The 13,864-nt window shown below is 67.8% G+C and carries 20 protein-coding genes; 15 read left to right on the forward strand and 5 right to left on the reverse strand.

What is annotated here, in order from left to right; all coding sequences use genetic code 11:
- Positions 1-7 precede the first annotated feature (7 nt).
- The 3 genes from OG390_RS30205 to OG390_RS30215 all read right to left on the reverse strand — a co-directional run bounded on the left by OG390_RS30205 (position 8) and on the right by OG390_RS30215 (position 2,280).
- Positions 8-319 (reverse strand): hypothetical protein, encoded by a 312-nt coding sequence (locus OG390_RS30205; protein ID WP_406172605.1) that lies wholly within the window; start codon positions 317-319, stop codon positions 8-10.
- A 207-nt stretch (positions 320-526) separates the two neighbouring features.
- On the reverse strand, positions 527-1,612 hold the full coding sequence (locus OG390_RS30210) for a hypothetical protein (RefSeq protein WP_406172606.1): 1,086 nt from the start codon (positions 1,610-1,612) through the stop codon (positions 527-529).
- Positions 1,609-2,280 (reverse strand): hypothetical protein, encoded by a 672-nt coding sequence (locus tag OG390_RS30215; protein ID WP_406177924.1) that lies wholly within the window; start codon positions 2,278-2,280, stop codon positions 1,609-1,611. Before OG390_RS30215 ends, OG390_RS30210 begins: the two co-directional genes overlap by 4 nt.
- Positions 2,281-2,788: 508 nt before the next feature.
- On the opposite strand from OG390_RS30215, the gene OG390_RS30220 reads away from it, so the two are divergent.
- Positions 2,789-3,403 (forward strand): hypothetical protein, encoded by a 615-nt coding sequence (locus OG390_RS30220; RefSeq protein ID WP_406172607.1) that lies wholly within the window; start codon positions 2,789-2,791, stop codon positions 3,401-3,403.
- A gap of 92 nt (positions 3,404-3,495) precedes the next feature.
- On the opposite strand, the gene OG390_RS30225 is transcribed toward OG390_RS30220, so the two are convergent.
- Positions 3,496-3,819: a hypothetical protein gene (locus tag OG390_RS30225; RefSeq protein WP_406172608.1), complete on the reverse strand. Its 324-nt coding sequence runs from the start codon at positions 3,817-3,819 to the stop codon at positions 3,496-3,498.
- On the opposite strand from OG390_RS30225, the gene OG390_RS30230 reads away from it, so the two are divergent.
- Positions 3,818-4,309: a Uma2 family endonuclease gene (locus tag OG390_RS30230; RefSeq protein WP_406172609.1), complete on the forward strand. Its 492-nt coding sequence runs from the start codon at positions 3,818-3,820 to the stop codon at positions 4,307-4,309. The two genes, OG390_RS30225 and OG390_RS30230, sit on opposite strands and share 2 nt — an antisense overlap.
- 124 nt (positions 4,310-4,433) lie before the next feature.
- Here the strand turns inward: OG390_RS30230 and OG390_RS30235 are convergent, their stop codons facing one another.
- On the reverse strand, positions 4,434-4,892 hold the full coding sequence (locus OG390_RS30235) for a hypothetical protein (protein WP_406172610.1): 459 nt from the start codon (positions 4,890-4,892) through the stop codon (positions 4,434-4,436).
- Here OG390_RS30235 and OG390_RS30240 point away from each other — a divergent pair.
- The 13 genes from OG390_RS30240 (at position 4,891) to OG390_RS30300 (ending at position 13,864) form a co-directional block, all read left to right on the forward strand.
- Positions 4,891-5,172, forward strand: a complete 282-nt coding sequence (locus OG390_RS30240) for an Arc family DNA-binding protein (RefSeq protein ID WP_406172611.1) — start codon at positions 4,891-4,893, stop codon at positions 5,170-5,172. The two genes, OG390_RS30235 and OG390_RS30240, sit on opposite strands and share 2 nt — an antisense overlap.
- A complete protein-coding gene (locus OG390_RS30245) occupies positions 5,169-5,561 on the forward strand; it encodes a hypothetical protein (protein WP_406172612.1) in 393 nt (130 codons plus the stop codon). The genes OG390_RS30240 and OG390_RS30245 overlap by 4 nt, the downstream gene beginning before the upstream one ends.
- 354 nt (positions 5,562-5,915) lie before the next feature.
- Positions 5,916-6,560: a hypothetical protein gene (locus OG390_RS30250; RefSeq protein ID WP_406172613.1), complete on the forward strand. Its 645-nt coding sequence runs from the start codon at positions 5,916-5,918 to the stop codon at positions 6,558-6,560.
- A 54-nt stretch (positions 6,561-6,614) separates the two neighbouring features.
- Complete coding sequence (locus OG390_RS30255) at positions 6,615-6,851, forward strand: transposase (protein WP_406172614.1); 237 nt, start codon at positions 6,615-6,617, stop codon at positions 6,849-6,851.
- Between the two features lie 484 nt (positions 6,852-7,335).
- Positions 7,336-8,055 carry a hypothetical protein gene (locus OG390_RS30260; RefSeq protein ID WP_406172615.1) on the forward strand — a complete coding sequence of 240 codons (720 nt, stop codon included), beginning with the start codon at positions 7,336-7,338 and terminating at the stop codon, positions 8,053-8,055.
- Positions 8,056-8,075: 20 nt separating this feature from the next.
- Positions 8,076-8,930: a hypothetical protein gene (locus tag OG390_RS30265; protein ID WP_406172616.1), complete on the forward strand. Its 855-nt coding sequence runs from the start codon at positions 8,076-8,078 to the stop codon at positions 8,928-8,930.
- Complete coding sequence (locus tag OG390_RS30270; RefSeq protein WP_406172617.1) at positions 8,927-10,240, forward strand: CpaF family protein; 1,314 nt, start codon at positions 8,927-8,929, stop codon at positions 10,238-10,240. Before OG390_RS30265 ends, OG390_RS30270 begins: the two co-directional genes overlap by 4 nt.
- Before the next feature lie 7 nt (positions 10,241-10,247).
- Positions 10,248-11,228, forward strand: a complete 981-nt coding sequence (locus OG390_RS30275) for a type II secretion system F family protein (protein ID WP_406172618.1) — start codon at positions 10,248-10,250, stop codon at positions 11,226-11,228.
- On the forward strand, positions 11,225-12,148 hold the full coding sequence (locus OG390_RS30280; RefSeq protein WP_406172619.1) for a type II secretion system F family protein: 924 nt from the start codon (positions 11,225-11,227) through the stop codon (positions 12,146-12,148). The genes OG390_RS30275 and OG390_RS30280 overlap by 4 nt, the downstream gene beginning before the upstream one ends.
- A gap of 51 nt (positions 12,149-12,199) precedes the next feature.
- Complete coding sequence (locus OG390_RS30285; RefSeq protein WP_028805786.1) at positions 12,200-12,451, forward strand: hypothetical protein; 252 nt, start codon at positions 12,200-12,202, stop codon at positions 12,449-12,451.
- A 107-nt stretch (positions 12,452-12,558) separates the two neighbouring features.
- Positions 12,559-12,939, forward strand: a complete 381-nt coding sequence (locus OG390_RS30290) for a TadE family protein (RefSeq protein WP_229703639.1) — start codon at positions 12,559-12,561, stop codon at positions 12,937-12,939.
- Positions 12,939-13,394 carry a TadE/TadG family type IV pilus assembly protein gene (locus OG390_RS30295; RefSeq protein ID WP_406172620.1) on the forward strand — a complete coding sequence of 152 codons (456 nt, stop codon included), beginning with the start codon at positions 12,939-12,941 and terminating at the stop codon, positions 13,392-13,394. Before OG390_RS30290 ends, OG390_RS30295 begins: the two co-directional genes overlap by 1 nt.
- An 8-nt stretch (positions 13,395-13,402) precedes the next feature.
- Positions 13,403-13,864: a TadE/TadG family type IV pilus assembly protein gene (locus OG390_RS30300; protein ID WP_406172621.1), complete on the forward strand. Its 462-nt coding sequence runs from the start codon at positions 13,403-13,405 to the stop codon at positions 13,862-13,864.

A 13,864-nucleotide genomic window follows, 5' to 3' on the forward strand; every position in this document is an offset into this window, starting at 1 on the left:
GAGAGCCTCAGCCCTTCTTCCCGCGAGCCGCCGCGGCCAGCAGCACATCCAGCAGGTCGAAGGCGTCCGACACCTCGCCCATCAGCTTCGCCTCCGCCTGCCACTCCTCATCCAACTGCTTGGTCAGCTTGGCCAGGGTGTGCATGCCGTCGCGTATGTCGTCCTTCGCGCCCAGCAGCGAGCCGAGCTTCCCGAGCGCGCCCAGGTCATCCGCCTCCGCCTTGAACTCCTGCAACGGCTTCGTCGTGTGATGCCCCACCTTGCGCAACCCGGCCGCTGCCTTGTGCAGCGACGTCGCTTCCTTCTTCAGGTCCGACATGCGAGTCCGCCCCCGTAGTTCACTCTGTGCACATGCCAACACAATGACCGTAGTGAGGAGGGTTATTGGGCTGGCATGGCCCAGGTCAAGGGCAAGTAAAGGTAGTCGCGCGCAAGGGGGAACGACTGAGGTGCGCAACCGAGAGCGGTTGCGCACCTCAGGCCGCCGTGATTATCGGCGGACACTTGCCCGTCTTGGGTTGCCCCGTCACCGGTTGACGGACTGGATCTCCTGAACAGTGATGTCCTGCGTTGTCCCGAAGGTGCCGTCAGGAAGACCGCCGCCTGCACCACCGGTGCCGGTCCAGTCGATCTCCCACGTGATGGTCGCCTTGAGTTTGTACGCCCCGTCGCCCGACGAGCGGAGGTACTTGATGCCGCACGGCGGTGTCTCGTCGGACTTGCCCTTGGCGTAGGGCTCGCCGATCGAATCGTCGTCGTTGATCTGGCACTCGCCGGAGGCCGGGTAGGTCTCGGCGTCCTCGGTGCCCGGCTCCAGCTTGAGGGACACCGGCTTGGCGGTGGTCGTGGCCTGGATGTTGAAGCCGGGGACGTTGATGGCCGCCGTCGCCTGGATCTCGTCGAAGACGGCTTCGTCGAGCCAGGCCCAAGTCGGCAGATTCACCTTGGTGGTGGCCTCGGGAGCGAGGGTGACCTTGGTGTCGGGGAGCTGCATGTGTTGGTACGCGAGGGCGGCGAGCAGCTCCGGAGTGATGGCCTCCTCGTACTGGGGCGGCGGGGCCTCGCCGTTGTCGACCCAGAAGGGGAGGTCGGTACACGATTTCCGCTTGAGATAGTCCGGCTCGTCGGGGTTTTCGACGCCGGCCCAGAACATCCCTTCGCCGTCTTTCTCGACGTTGTAGTCCTTGTAGCCGGGGGTGTCGGTCCAGCCGTACTCATCCTCGTAGTGGCGCTCCACCTCGGCGATCGCCGAGCCCGCGTGGCCAGTCATGCCGGGCGCGTTCTTTGAGCTCTCGATGTCCTTGGACATCTTCTTCTTGAAGTCCTTGGCGCCGAGGTAGGGGGCGTACCAGCAGGGTGGTGGCGTCCAGTTGACGTCGGAGGAGGTCACGTTTCCACGGCCGCCGCCCTTGGCGACAGCTCCGGAGTACTGGACCCGTGCGGCTGCGTAGATGCCGGTTTCGTCGCCGCCGCCCTTCTCTTCCGTGCCGCCGCCCTTGCCTGTATCCACTGGTTCCGCCGAGGAGTTGGGAGCCGTGAGGATGAGGGCGCTGATCGCGATGGCCAGGGTAGCGGTGCTGGTGCCGAGGACAGTGCGTCGTGACCTTTTCACCGGCACTTCTCCGCCTTCGTCTCGACGAACACCTTGGATGCCTGCCACAGGCCCTCGCCCGTGGGGAACTTGACCATGATGATCTTGTAGAAGTCGAAGTCCTTGATGCTGGGCTTGGCTTTCAGGACCTTCCCCGTTTTGATCTCTTTGCCGTAGAACTTCCCGGTGTCGGCGCAGAACGCGACCTCCACGGAGTTGCCGTTCGGAGCGGACCGTGTGGTGGCCTCGTAGTGACGGCGGGTGCCGGTGGCCGTCCAGCCGCCCTTGATCCATTCGTTGATCTGTACCTTCGCGTAGTCGAGCCCCTCGCCGGTGGCGTAGGCGGTCAGGGCCGCATCCTTGGTCGTGCGCTTGTCGACGCCCCGGTAGATGGCGCGGAGGTAGTTCGCGGCGTCGTCCATCGCGGCCGCTTCGTTCTTGTCCTTCGGCTTGTCCCAGTCGAAGACCAGGTTCATGTCCTTGGGCAGGGACACGTCCACGCCGTCCGGCTTGTCCTCCGCCGGTGCCGCCGACGGTTCCGCCGACTCCTTCGGCGTCTCCCCTCCCTGGTCGGCGCCGGCGATCTTGTCGTTGTCGCTGGACTTGTCGTCCCCGCTGCCGCAGGCCGTCAGCAGCAGGGCTGCGGTCGCGGCGAACGCGGCAGCAACGGGCAAAGAGCGGCGCTTCACAGTGGTCTCCCCGTGGGACAGAGGTTCAGTCAAGAGCAATGACGGTATCCGTGTGGCGATCGGTTTCGCCACAGTGAACTTCCTTGCAGAATTGGGTAGATAGGGAGGAAAGGGGCGGGATGGCTGGTCTTGTGGCTCGATCGTGTCTAGGCGCGCAGCGGCTGTCGGGGCCACGCTGACGGTCGTGATGGGGTGAAAGAACCATGGCCAGGGGGCGTGTTGGCGACTCGCCCCGGTAACTCGCTCGTCTGAGCTCTGGGCTCGGCGGGGCTATGTGTGACGCACCCACCTACTGCCGCACGGTCGGGGCCTGTTCGAGGATGGGACTGTTGCCGCAGTGACGTACTGTCGATGCAAGGTGGCCCGCTCGCGGTAGTGCAGGCGGAGCGGATGCGGCATGTGGATGGTGTGAAGCAGTGGGGACGAAACGTTCCTTGCTTCTCTGTGTCGCGAGGCAGCCCTTTAATCTGGCGGATCACTCGGGGGAACACATCTACCAGGAGTTTCTTTGCTGTACAGGAAGACCGCGCTGCGCGCCGCCACGCCCGTTGCCGTACTCGCTCTTTCGCTGACCGCGTGTGGCGGCGGGGGCGACGACGCGGACGCGAAGCCGAAGCAGTCGGAGTCGCAGTCGACGGCCGAGGCGTCCCAGTCCCCGGCCGAGGCGGCCTCCGGTGGCAAGCTCGCCACGGGAGAGAGCGCCACGGGGAAGGTCAAGGAAGGCGACGCCGAGGTGACCTACGACATCGCGGCGCAGAAGGTCGACATCGGTACGGAGGCCGAGGCCCAGGCGCTGGTGCAGGACAAGGCGGACGCCAAGGGGATGGTGCTCGCTGTCGCGCATGTGAAGTTCACGCACAAGGCCGGCCCGGCACTCACGGACAGCCCCGACGCGAACGACGGCACGACGATCTGGGCTGACGGAAAGCGCGGTGCGCTGCTGATCGGGGCGTCCGACGACTCGGCCGGCTGCGAGGACCCGTACGACATCGAGGGGTGGAAGCAGGGCGAGAGCCATGTCCTGTGCGAGTCCTACCTGATCCCCGCGAACGCGAAGTCGGTGGAGGTTCACTGGTCGGAGGAGGACGGCGAGCCGTACATCTGGACGTTCCCCAACAAGTAGGCCTTCGGCGCGAGGTGATGCGTCGGGGCGGGCGGCCCCGTACGCCTTGAGTGGCGTGCGGGGCCGAGTTGTTCCTGTGTGGGGTGCGGCGGTCAGCGTGTGGCAGGTCTGCACCTCGGACACTTGCAGGGCGGGAAGGCCGAGGTCTGTGGGGTGGGGTCGATTCGGCTTCCGGTCCAGGTGTGGACTTCGCCGCGGTCCTGGGCGACCGCGCCTTCGGCGGTGACCCTGTAGACGCGGATCGTCATCCGGGACGGCCTCGGGGTGGCTTCGAGGAGCTTCAGGGTGTCCATCAGCGGTGGGTAGTGGTCGGCGCACTCCGGGCAGGCGTAGACGTTGAAGCCTGGGCCCGTCGCCGCGTGCACCTCGTGGCCCGTTCCCCCGCCCCGCAGGAGGTGTGCTGCCGTGACTGTCATGAGCGATCTGATCGAGCGAGGCGGTATCCCCGGGGGCTACAAGATCGAGCTCTTCGACGGAAGGGTGATCATGACCCCGCAGAGCCGGGAGCGGGACTGGACCGTCTCTGATGTCAAGGACGCCGTCAAGGCTGCGGGTATCGCACGGGAGCGCGTCTTCGGCGATGTCCTGGTTACGTTCCCCGGGGAGAACGACGCTGCGCCCGATCTGACGATCGTCGGATGCGACGCCGAGCGCCGGAAGAACAGTTACTCCTGCATCGACGTACTTGCCGTGGTCGAGGTCCCCTCCGAGCCGGAGGATGAGAAGGACTACGTCCGTAACGTGCAGAAGTATGGGCGGTACGGGATCGACTTCTACATGATCGCCGACCCGTTCAAAAAGATGGTCACGCTGATGTCGGAGCCGCATGCCTCCGGCTACGGGCGGGCCGCAGAGATCCCGTACGGGCAGACGGTCAGCTTCCCTTGGCCACTGGTGAGCGTGTAAAGGTCGACACCAGTACCTTTCCCACGCGCGATGCGTGACGCGTAAGGGGAGGCCTCGGGTCCGCCCTGAATGAGGCACTGGCACCGAACGCCGGGAAGGGCTCGGGCCAGTGCAGGTCACCAGATCAACCGAGCTTCGCGTTCTGCGCCTTGACCACGCTCGTGGGCAACTTGGCGTCGATTGGCCTGGATTCGGCAATGGCCGTGCCGTTCACCGAGAAGTAGACGGCGATGGCGTCGTCGTAGCGCACGGCTGTCGAGTGGAGTATGCGCGTGACGCCCCTGAACGTCATGGTGGATTTGAAGGCGAGGGACTCGTCTCCCGCCTTGTCGGTGGTTTCGGCGGTGACCGAGTCGTACGGGCTGTTGTTGCCATTCGCCTTGGCGGTGAAGCCGCTGCAGGTCGCTGCATGGGCCTCGTGGGCTCGACAGGGTCGTCGGCGGTGCGCCGACGGCGAGTGTGACGTGCGACCGGTGGGCGTGCGGTCACCGGGGGCCCGTCGGGCGGTGTCGTGGATACGGTCCTCGCAAACTTGAGCTGAAGCCACGACGCTGGACGTATACGCCGCGTATACTGATTGCATGTCCGACGTCATGATCCGCGTTCCCGCCGAGGTCCGTGACCAGCTCGCTGCCGTCGCCGAAGCACGTGGCACCAGCCTTCGAGCTCTGATGCAGGAGATAGCCGCTCAGACGCTCACCCCGGAGCAGATTCGGGAACGAGCCGATCGCATGCGGACCCTTCTCGCCGAGCGGTTCGGCCATTACGTGACGGACGAGGAGTCCGCCGAAATGCGTCGCAAGATGCGTGAGGCCACTGCCGCTCACCGTGCCGCCCTCGCCGTGACGGAGTCCTCCCGTTGAACGAGACTGAGCACTACGTCTTAGACGTCCCGACTCTCCTGGCGATGGGCGGCAACAAGCAGGTCTCCGGTCTCATACATGCCGCAGCGGCCAGCAGTGACGTTCGGCTGTGGGTGCCTGTCCTGTGTCTGCTGGAAGCGGAGCGCGAACGTGCGGGGATCGTTGAGCACGTCGGCGTACTGGTCGACGTACTGCACCTGATCGACGATGACTACGCGATGGCGGTGACCATTGCCGAACTGTGCCGCGACGGCGTCTCCTTCGATGTCGGCGCCGCCGTGCACGCCGCGCGGCCGAATCAGATGCTTCCCGAGGGAGCCCTCGTCGCCACCGTTGCGCCGGAGTCCTACGAGGGACTCGAAGTCGGAGTCATGGACCTGAACCGCTGAGCAGCCGACTCCACCCGAGCCCGAGAGTGGTGCGCGGTCGTCCCGCGCACCCAGGGATGGCGTACAGGTTTCCAGTGACCTTCCCTGCTGGCGTGAGCCGCTCTCATGCAGTCTGATCATGTGGCGTTTTTTGGGCGGCTGGCGGTGCGGAGGCCGCCCGGCGGATTCGTACGGGCGGCCTGGCGGCGGCGCCGGCGAATGGCCCTTCCGTCACCTGCGAGTTCCGCCCGGCCTGCGCGCGGGCTTGGCCCTGTTGCTGACGGGCGTGTGGGACGTGGTGGGCATGCGCGCCGCGGGACGGATCTGCCGGGCCCGGACGCGGGCCGTGGCGGGTCGGCTGCCTATGCTGCCCTGATGGCTGAAGTGGACATGAAGAAATCACAGGGTGGGACCGTGGACCGGGGTACGTACCTCCTGCTCACCCTCGTCGTGGTGGGGCTCGGCTGGGTCATCGCGGCGGCCAACACCGGGATCTCGTATCTCGCGTTGGGCATGGAAGTGATCCCGATCATCACCGGGCTCATCGGGTGCCTCGTCTTCGTGATCCTCCTGCGTTTCCTCCACCACGCGTGGTGGCTCGCCTTCTTCTCCTTCCTGCCGGCGGTGTTCGTCCTCGTGGGCTCGGTCCAGTACGCCCCCGAGGCCGCGCTTGACAGCCGTGGGGTGCGCGAGACCGTCCGCATCGCAGCTGACAGCGCCGCCGACGACGACGGCTCGAACCACCGCTTCACCCTCATCGGCCGGTCGGGGGAGCTCAAGGAGACCTTGGACTACGACGGGGCCGACCCGGAGTGGGAGGTGGGCGACCGGATCGAGGTCATCAGCGACCCGGAGGGCGTCGTCCCGCTGGAGGCGGCCTCGGATGTCGATCCGGGCAGCCAACTCGGCACTCTCGTCATGGGCGTCGTCGGATGGACGGGCATCACCCTGCTGGCGGGCCGGCGCGGGTTCGTACGCCGCCGCACGGGTCGGCGCCCCGCGTTCGAGGACCTCGACTGAGCCGCGTCGGCCGGTGTTCGATCCGGCCGCCGTCACCCGTACTGGGTCCGGTCTTTGGTTGTAATCAAAACTGGGTCCTGGTCCCGGCCGGGACAGGGAGCCGGTGGGAATCGATGTGGGGCGCGTGCGCAGCTCACCGATGACGAATGGCGGTTGATCGGGCCGTTCCCGCCGGTTGGCAGGTTCGGCCCGTGCCCTGAGCGGCTGCGCGACCAGTTCGAGGGGGTGACCTGGCGGTTCCACAGCGGCAGCCAGTGGCGCGAGATGCCGGCCGGGTTCGGGACCTGGTAGACCACCTACAACCTGTTCGTCCAGGCGTGTAACGCGGGCGTCTTCGAGGCCGTCGCCGCCCCCGGCTATCCGACTAACGCGGCTGCCTTGCTCGTTCCTCATGAGACTGAAAGACCACCACGCCTGCCCGCCGCCCCGTGAACACCTCGTGCAGACTTCGCGCCCCCCGTGACGAACCGCCAGGCCGGGTCCTTCTTCGCTTCGCGCGCGCACACCGGTGCTGGTGTCCGTAATCCCGCCCTCAACAGGGAACCACCCGCCCCCGTTGCGCGTGGATAACGTCGAGTCCCGTGAGCTTCGCGAGCCGTAACGCGCCTTGAGGGGCTTATGTGCGGCTGATACGGTGCCATGGCTTGACACTCGCTTCAGCGCTGGCTATTTGGCCAGGTCGGGCGGTACGTCCGGCAAGGGCGGACCGGGGCGAAGTGTCCCAATTGGCATGTGAATTGGCAGAAATTTTCTTGGGTGTACGGGGAGCGGTTGCGTGAAGATCCAAGAGCGTCCGGGGGCGGGCAACCACCGTTCCGCCACGTCGGCCCAGCCGGCGATGGGTGAGCGTCTTCCCACGCCGCCTCGCGAGCGCAAACCCGCGCTCGCCGCTCTCGCGGTGCTCCTCATCCTCGTCGGTGCGCTGGGCGCCACGATGCTCGTGCTGCGCGCGGGCGACCGTGTCGAGGTCGTGCAAGTGACGAGCGACATCCAGGCCGGGGAGTCGGTGGGCAACCACGTGACCTCCGTGTTGGTCGCGGATGACGTGAACATCAACTACGTCAAGTGGACCCAGCGCGCGGCTCTCCAGAAGCTGAAGGCCAAGTCCACCATCTACAAGGGCACGGTCGTCATCGGCGACATGTTCGCCAGCAAGAGCAGTCTCCCCACCGGCAAGGCCTCCGTGGGCCTCGCCCTCAAGGAGGGGCAGTACCCCTCGACCCTGAAGGCCGGAGAGCTCGTCGCCGCCTACCGCGTCGGCAGTGACAGCAGCAGCTCCAGTTCCGACAAGGGCACGTCGTCCGGTGGTACGTCGAGCAGCAACTCCCCTCTCGTCGACAGCGCCCGCGTCGACACGGTGAGCAGCAACGACGACTCCACGATCAGCACCGGCAACCTCTCCATCACCCTGCTCGTCGATCAGAGCGACGTCCCCGCCCTCACCGCGGCCGCCGCCGCAGGCGAGGTCTCCGTCGTGCTCGTCCCCGGCAACTAAAGGCGAGTGAGTAAAGAGACATGGCGCTCATCGCCCTCGCCGCAGACAAGGGTTCGCCCGGCGTCACCACCGCTGCCGTAGCCCTGTCGGCGGTCTGGCCCCGCAGGGTCCTGCTGGCCGAGACCGACCCGGCCGGCGGAGACCTCGTCTACCGCAGCGCCGCGGCGCACGGCGGTCCGCTGAACCCCAACACCGGCATGCTGTCGATAGCGGCGACCGCCCGTCGAGGCCTCGTGCCCGATCAACTCTGGGACCACGTCCAGCCGTTGAGCGGCGGGCTCGAAGTCCTCGTCGGGCTCGGTATCGCCGAGCAGGCCGCCGGGCTCGCCGGGCTGTGGCCCACCCTCGGCCGTGCCTTCGCCCAGCTCGGGGACTCCCCGCACGCGCCCGCCGACGTCATCGCCGACTGCGGGCGGATCAGCGGGGACACCCCGGCCGTGGAGATGTTCTCCCAGGCCGCCCTGGTACTGCTGATCTCCCGCACCGAGCCCGAGGCCATCGCCCGCGTACGCGACCGGGCCGCGGCGCTGAGCGCCAAGTTGCACGGCGGTCCGCGCGGGGCCGCCACGCTCGCCACGCCCCTCATCGGCGTCATCCTCATCGCCGACCCGAGCGACTCCGCGAAGCTCGTCCACCAAGTCAACGACATGCTGGTGGCGGCGCAGACCGGTGCGCGGGTCGTGGGCACGCTCGCCGACGACCCGGCGGGTGCCGACCAGTTGGCGGGGCGCAAGCGCGGTCGGCTCGACAAGTCGCTGCTCATCCGCTCGGCCCGCAAGGTCACCGCGGACCTGTACCAGCAGTACGGCGCCGCGTGGGCCGTACCCGCGCAAGCGCAAGGTCCCCAAGCTCCTCATGCCGGAGCCGGCCGATGACCGCCGTCGACCACCAGCTGGTCAAGCGGTTCCGGCAGGACGCCGGTGACCGTATCGCCGAGCAGCGCCGCGAGGACCAGGTCCGCAACGTCACGCCGATGTCCAACGAGGACGAGCGGCACTACGCGCGCGCCGTCATCGCCCAGATACTCGAGGACTACGCGCGCACCGAGATCAATCTCGGCCGCACTCCCCTCGACGCCGAGACCGAGGAGCAGTACGCGGCCGCCGTGCACGCGGCGCTCTTCGGCGTCGGCCGGCTCCAGCCGCTGCTCGACAACCCGGAAGTCGAGAACATCGACATCAACGGGTACGACCAGGTCTTCATCGGGTACGCGGACGGACGGGAAGTAACAGGCGATCCCGTCGCCGAGAACGACGAAGAGCTCATCGAGTTGATTCAGGTCCTCGGCGCGTACTCGGGACTGTCCTCCCGGCCCTTCGACTCCGCCAATCCGCAGCTCGACCTGCGGCTGCCGGACGGGTCCCGGCTCTCCGCCGTCATGGACGTGACGCGTCGGCCCGCCCTCTCCATCCGTCGCGCGCGGATGGGCAAGGTCTTCGTCTCCGACCTGGTCGGGAACGGGACGATCACGCCCGAGGTCGCGCACTTCCTGGCATGTGCCGTGCGGGCCCGTAAGAACATCATGATCGCGGGCGCGACGAACGCCGGTAAGACGACCCTTCTCCGCGCTCTCGCCAACGAGATCCCGCCGCAGGAGCGCCTCATCACCGTCGAGCGCGCCCTGGAGCTCGGGCTCGACACCTTCACCGACCTCCACCCGAATGTCGTCGCATTCGAGGAGCGCCTTCCCAACTCGGAAGGCCAGGGCACCATCTCCATGGCCGAGTTGGTCCGCCGGTCCCTGCGTATGAACCCCTCCCGCGTCATCGTCGGTGAGGTCCTCGGCGACGAGATCGTGACCATGCTCAACGCCATGTCGCAGGGCAACGACGGTTCGCTGTCCACGATCCACGCGAACAGCTCCAGCGAGGTCTTCAACCGTATTTCCACGTACGCGCTCCAGGCGTCCGAGCGGCTGCCCATCGAGGCCAGCCAGATGCTCATCGCGGGCGCGGTGAACTTCGTCGTCTTCATCCAGCGGCGCAACAACTACGAGTCGGGCGGCCGCCTCCAGCGCATGGTCACCTCCGTCCGCGAGGTCAACGGCGTGGACGGTCGGGTGCTGTCCAGCGAGGTGTTCGCCGAGGCTCCCGACGGTCGGATCGTGCCGCACGCGCCCATAGCCTGTCTCGACGAACTCGTCGCGCACGGCTACCGGTTGCCCGGTGGCGGAAGCTGGGGGTGACCACCGTATGACGTCCACGTCCGTTACTTCTCTCGCGGCTCTCGACTCGCTCGGTTCCATGGGCGGGCTCTTCTCCACGACCGTCCTGTACGCGCTCGCGTCCGGTGTCGCCGTCGGCGGCGGCCTCGCGCTGTTCGCCGTCGCGGTGCGGGGACTGCCGGCCAAGCCCGAGCACGAGAAGCAGAAGGCGAGCGAACGGGCCGGTGAGCTGGTGCGGTTCGCCGGACAGCGCGGCTCCATCGCCGCCGGTGCCGGTCTCGTCGTGCTGCTGCTGACGCGCTGGGCCGTGGCGGGTATCGCGGCCGGTGTCCTCGTCTTCTTCTGGGACAAGCTCTTCGGCGGTGCCTCGGAGGAGCGGGCCGCCATGCGCCGCGTGGAGGCCCTGGCCTCCTGGACGGAATCGCTGCGCGACACGATCGCGGGCGCGGTCGGCCTGGAACAGGCGATTCCCGCCTCGGCGCGCGCGTCCGCTCCGGTCCTTCGCCCGCACCTCGACGCCCTCGTGGACCGGCTCCGCTCACGCACGCCGCTGCCCGAGGCCCTCCAGCACCTCGCCGACGAGATCAACGACGCCTCCGCCGACATCATCGTCGCCGCGCTCATCCTCAACGCCCGCCTGCGCGGCCCGGGTCTGCGCCAAGTGCTCGGCGCCCTGGCCAAGTCGGCGCGCGAGGAGGTCGACATGCGACAGCGGGTGATGGCACAGCGCGCCTCCACCCGCCGCTCGGTCCAGATCGTCGTCGCTGTCTCCATCGCCTTCGTCCTCGGGCTGTCGATCTTCAACCGCGAGTTCGTCAAGCCGTACGGCACGCCGGTCGGTCAGCTCGTACTGGCCTGTGTCTGCGGCCTGTTCGCGCTCGGCTTCTGGTGGCTGCGCAAGCTGTCGACGATCGAGACGCCCGAGCGCTTCCTCGTACGGGACGAGTCGTCGGTCCAGTTCGTACGTCCCCGGACGCCGTCCCAGCAGGAAGAGGGGGTACGGCGGTGAACCTCACCATGCCGATCCTGATCGGCGCCGTCATGGGCCTGGGCATCTACGCCCTCGTACGTGCCCTCATGCCCTCGAAGCGGAGCGCGGTCGCCCAGGTCGCGCGCATCGACGCGATGCGGGCGCGGGGAGCGGCGTACGAATCCGCGCACCGCGGCGGGACGGACGCGGGGCGGCTCGGGAGCGTACGGGCCCAAGTCGGCCGGCGGGTCGCCGAGTTCTATATGCAGCAGGGCTGGGAGCAGCGCTCGCTCCGTGCCGACCTCGCTGTACTGGACCGGAGTTGGGAGAAGTTCCTCGCGACGAAGGTTCTGCTGGCCGCGGCGGGCCTCTTCTTCGGCCCGTTCCTCTTCGCCATCGTCTGGACTCTGGGCTTCGGCAGCAGTCCGATCATCCCGGTCTGGCTGGCGCTGCTCTTCGCGGGAATCTTCTTCATCCTGCCGGACGTGGAGGTGCGGCGGGACGCGGCCGACAAGCGCCGTGACCTGCGGCGCGTGATCGGCGCGTATCTGGACCTGGTGTCCATGAGCCTCGCCGGTGGCCGCGGCCTTCCCGAGGCGCTGATGGCGGCCGCGGAAGTCTCCGACGGATGGGCGACGCAGCGCATCCGCAACGCGCTGGCCGACGCCCGCATCACCGGCATCAGCCAGTGGCAGGCGCTCGGCTCGCTCGGCGAGGAACTGGGCGTCGAGGAACTGAAGGACCTGTCGGCCTCGCTGGCGCTGGTCGCGGACGACGGCGCGAAGGTGCGCGAGTCGCTCGCCTCGCGCGCCGAGACGATGCGGCACCGCGAACTCGCCGAGATCGAGGGCAGCGCGGGCGAGAAGTCGCAGTCGATGCTCGTGGCCCAGCTGCTGCTGTGCGCCGGCTTCCTGGTGTTCCTGATCTTTCCGGCGGCGATGCGCGTGTTCCAGGTCTGATTCCGAACCGGCCCGAAGACGACGATTTTCTTTTTGAGAGGACAACTCACCATGAACGGACGGAACTTCAGCACCGGGATCCCGGGGGTGGACTTCCTCATCACCTTCCTCCAGGGCCGGGTGCAGCGCGCCCGCTCCGGGGAGCTCGACCGCGGTGCGTCCGCGGTGGAGTGGGTCATCATCTCGGCGGTCGTGGTCGCGATCGTCGGCGTGGTCGCCGCGATCATCAACGCCGCGCTGAGCGACGGCGCCAACAAGGTGGGCGACTGCATCAAGGGCGCGGACGCGGGCAAGACCTGCTGAGTTCTTCGTCCACTTCTCATACGGGGATACGGGTGCGCGCACGCCGAAGGGTACGTCGCTGGGTGCGCCGCAGGGTGGAGGCAGCCTCCACCCGCGGCGACTCCGGCATGACCGCGATCGAGTTCGTGCTGCTCACACCGGTGCTCTTCTTCATGATCTTCGCGACGGTGCAGTTCGCGCTGTACTTCTTCGCGGACCATGTGGCCCAGGCGGCGGCCCAGGCGGGCGCGCGCAAGGCCCGCGCGACGGCCGACGAACAGCCCGGCGCGTGGCGGGGCGAGGCGCAGGACGTGGTCGACAGCTATATCCAGCAACTCGGCCCGCAGCTGGTTCTGGGCCCGAACGTGAAGATGCTCCAGCCCGAGCAGAACAAGGTCGGGGTGGAGATCACGGCCCGGGTCCCCACGGTCTTCCCGGGGCTGAACCTGACGGTGCACGCGCAGTCGGTGGGGCCGGTGGAGAGGTTCGTGAAGGAGGGGGAGAACTGATGGCTCTCCTCTCCGTGGTGAGGCTTCTGAGGGCCAGGATTACGGTGGGCCGCGAGCAGTCGGGCAGAGACGGCGGCCTGTCCACGATCGAGGTCGTGATCCTCGCTCCGGTGATGATCCTCTTCATCCTCGTCCTGGTGGCCTTCGGGCAACTGGTCGACGGACGCGGGGCGATCGACGGGGCGGCGCGGGACGCCGCCCGCGCCGGTTCCCTCCAGCGCGAGGTGGGCACGGCCATGTCGGAGGCGCAGAAGGCGGCCGACGCCGACCTGTCGGACGTCTGCTCGGGCCCGGTGGCGGTGACCAAGACCAGCGCCGGTTTCAAGGATGCCGACCTCTTCACGGTCGAGGTCAGCTGCGAGGTACGGGGACTGGCGATGCTCGGCCTGGACGTGCCGACGCGGCTGACGGGTTCGTTCACGGCGCCGTTGGACCCGTTCAAGAGGAAGGCGTGACGGGGGAGATGGAGTATCTGAGGCTGTGGGTCGAGGCGCGCAAGGCCCGCCTGGACGACCGAGGCTCGGGCGCCGGCGCGGTCATCATCTTCGCGATCGTCTTCCTCTCCCTCTCCGCCTTCGTCATCGACGGCGGCATGTCCATCTCGAAGCGGGAACGGGCCGCCGACATAGCGGAACAGGCCGCCCGTTACGCCGCCCAGGACGTGGACAAGGAAGCCCTGTACCAGAACCAGGGCAAGGACGGAGCCCCCATCCGCTACGAGAACTGCGGCGCCCGCGTGAAGGCATTCGCCCGCGAGATGGGCATGTCCGGCGCCGACATCGCCGCGACCCACTGCGTGGCGGCGAACGCCGACGAGGTCGAGGTCGAGGTCCAGCTCACGTACTCCCCGGTCTTCACCGGCATGTTCTACGGCGGAGACGTCGTCGTGCACGGCCAGGCGGTCGCGAAGAACGAGGTCGGCTGA

Source organism: Streptomyces sp. NBC_00996 (assembly GCF_045162675.1).
GTDB lineage: Bacteria > Actinomycetota > Actinomycetes > Streptomycetales > Streptomycetaceae > Streptomyces.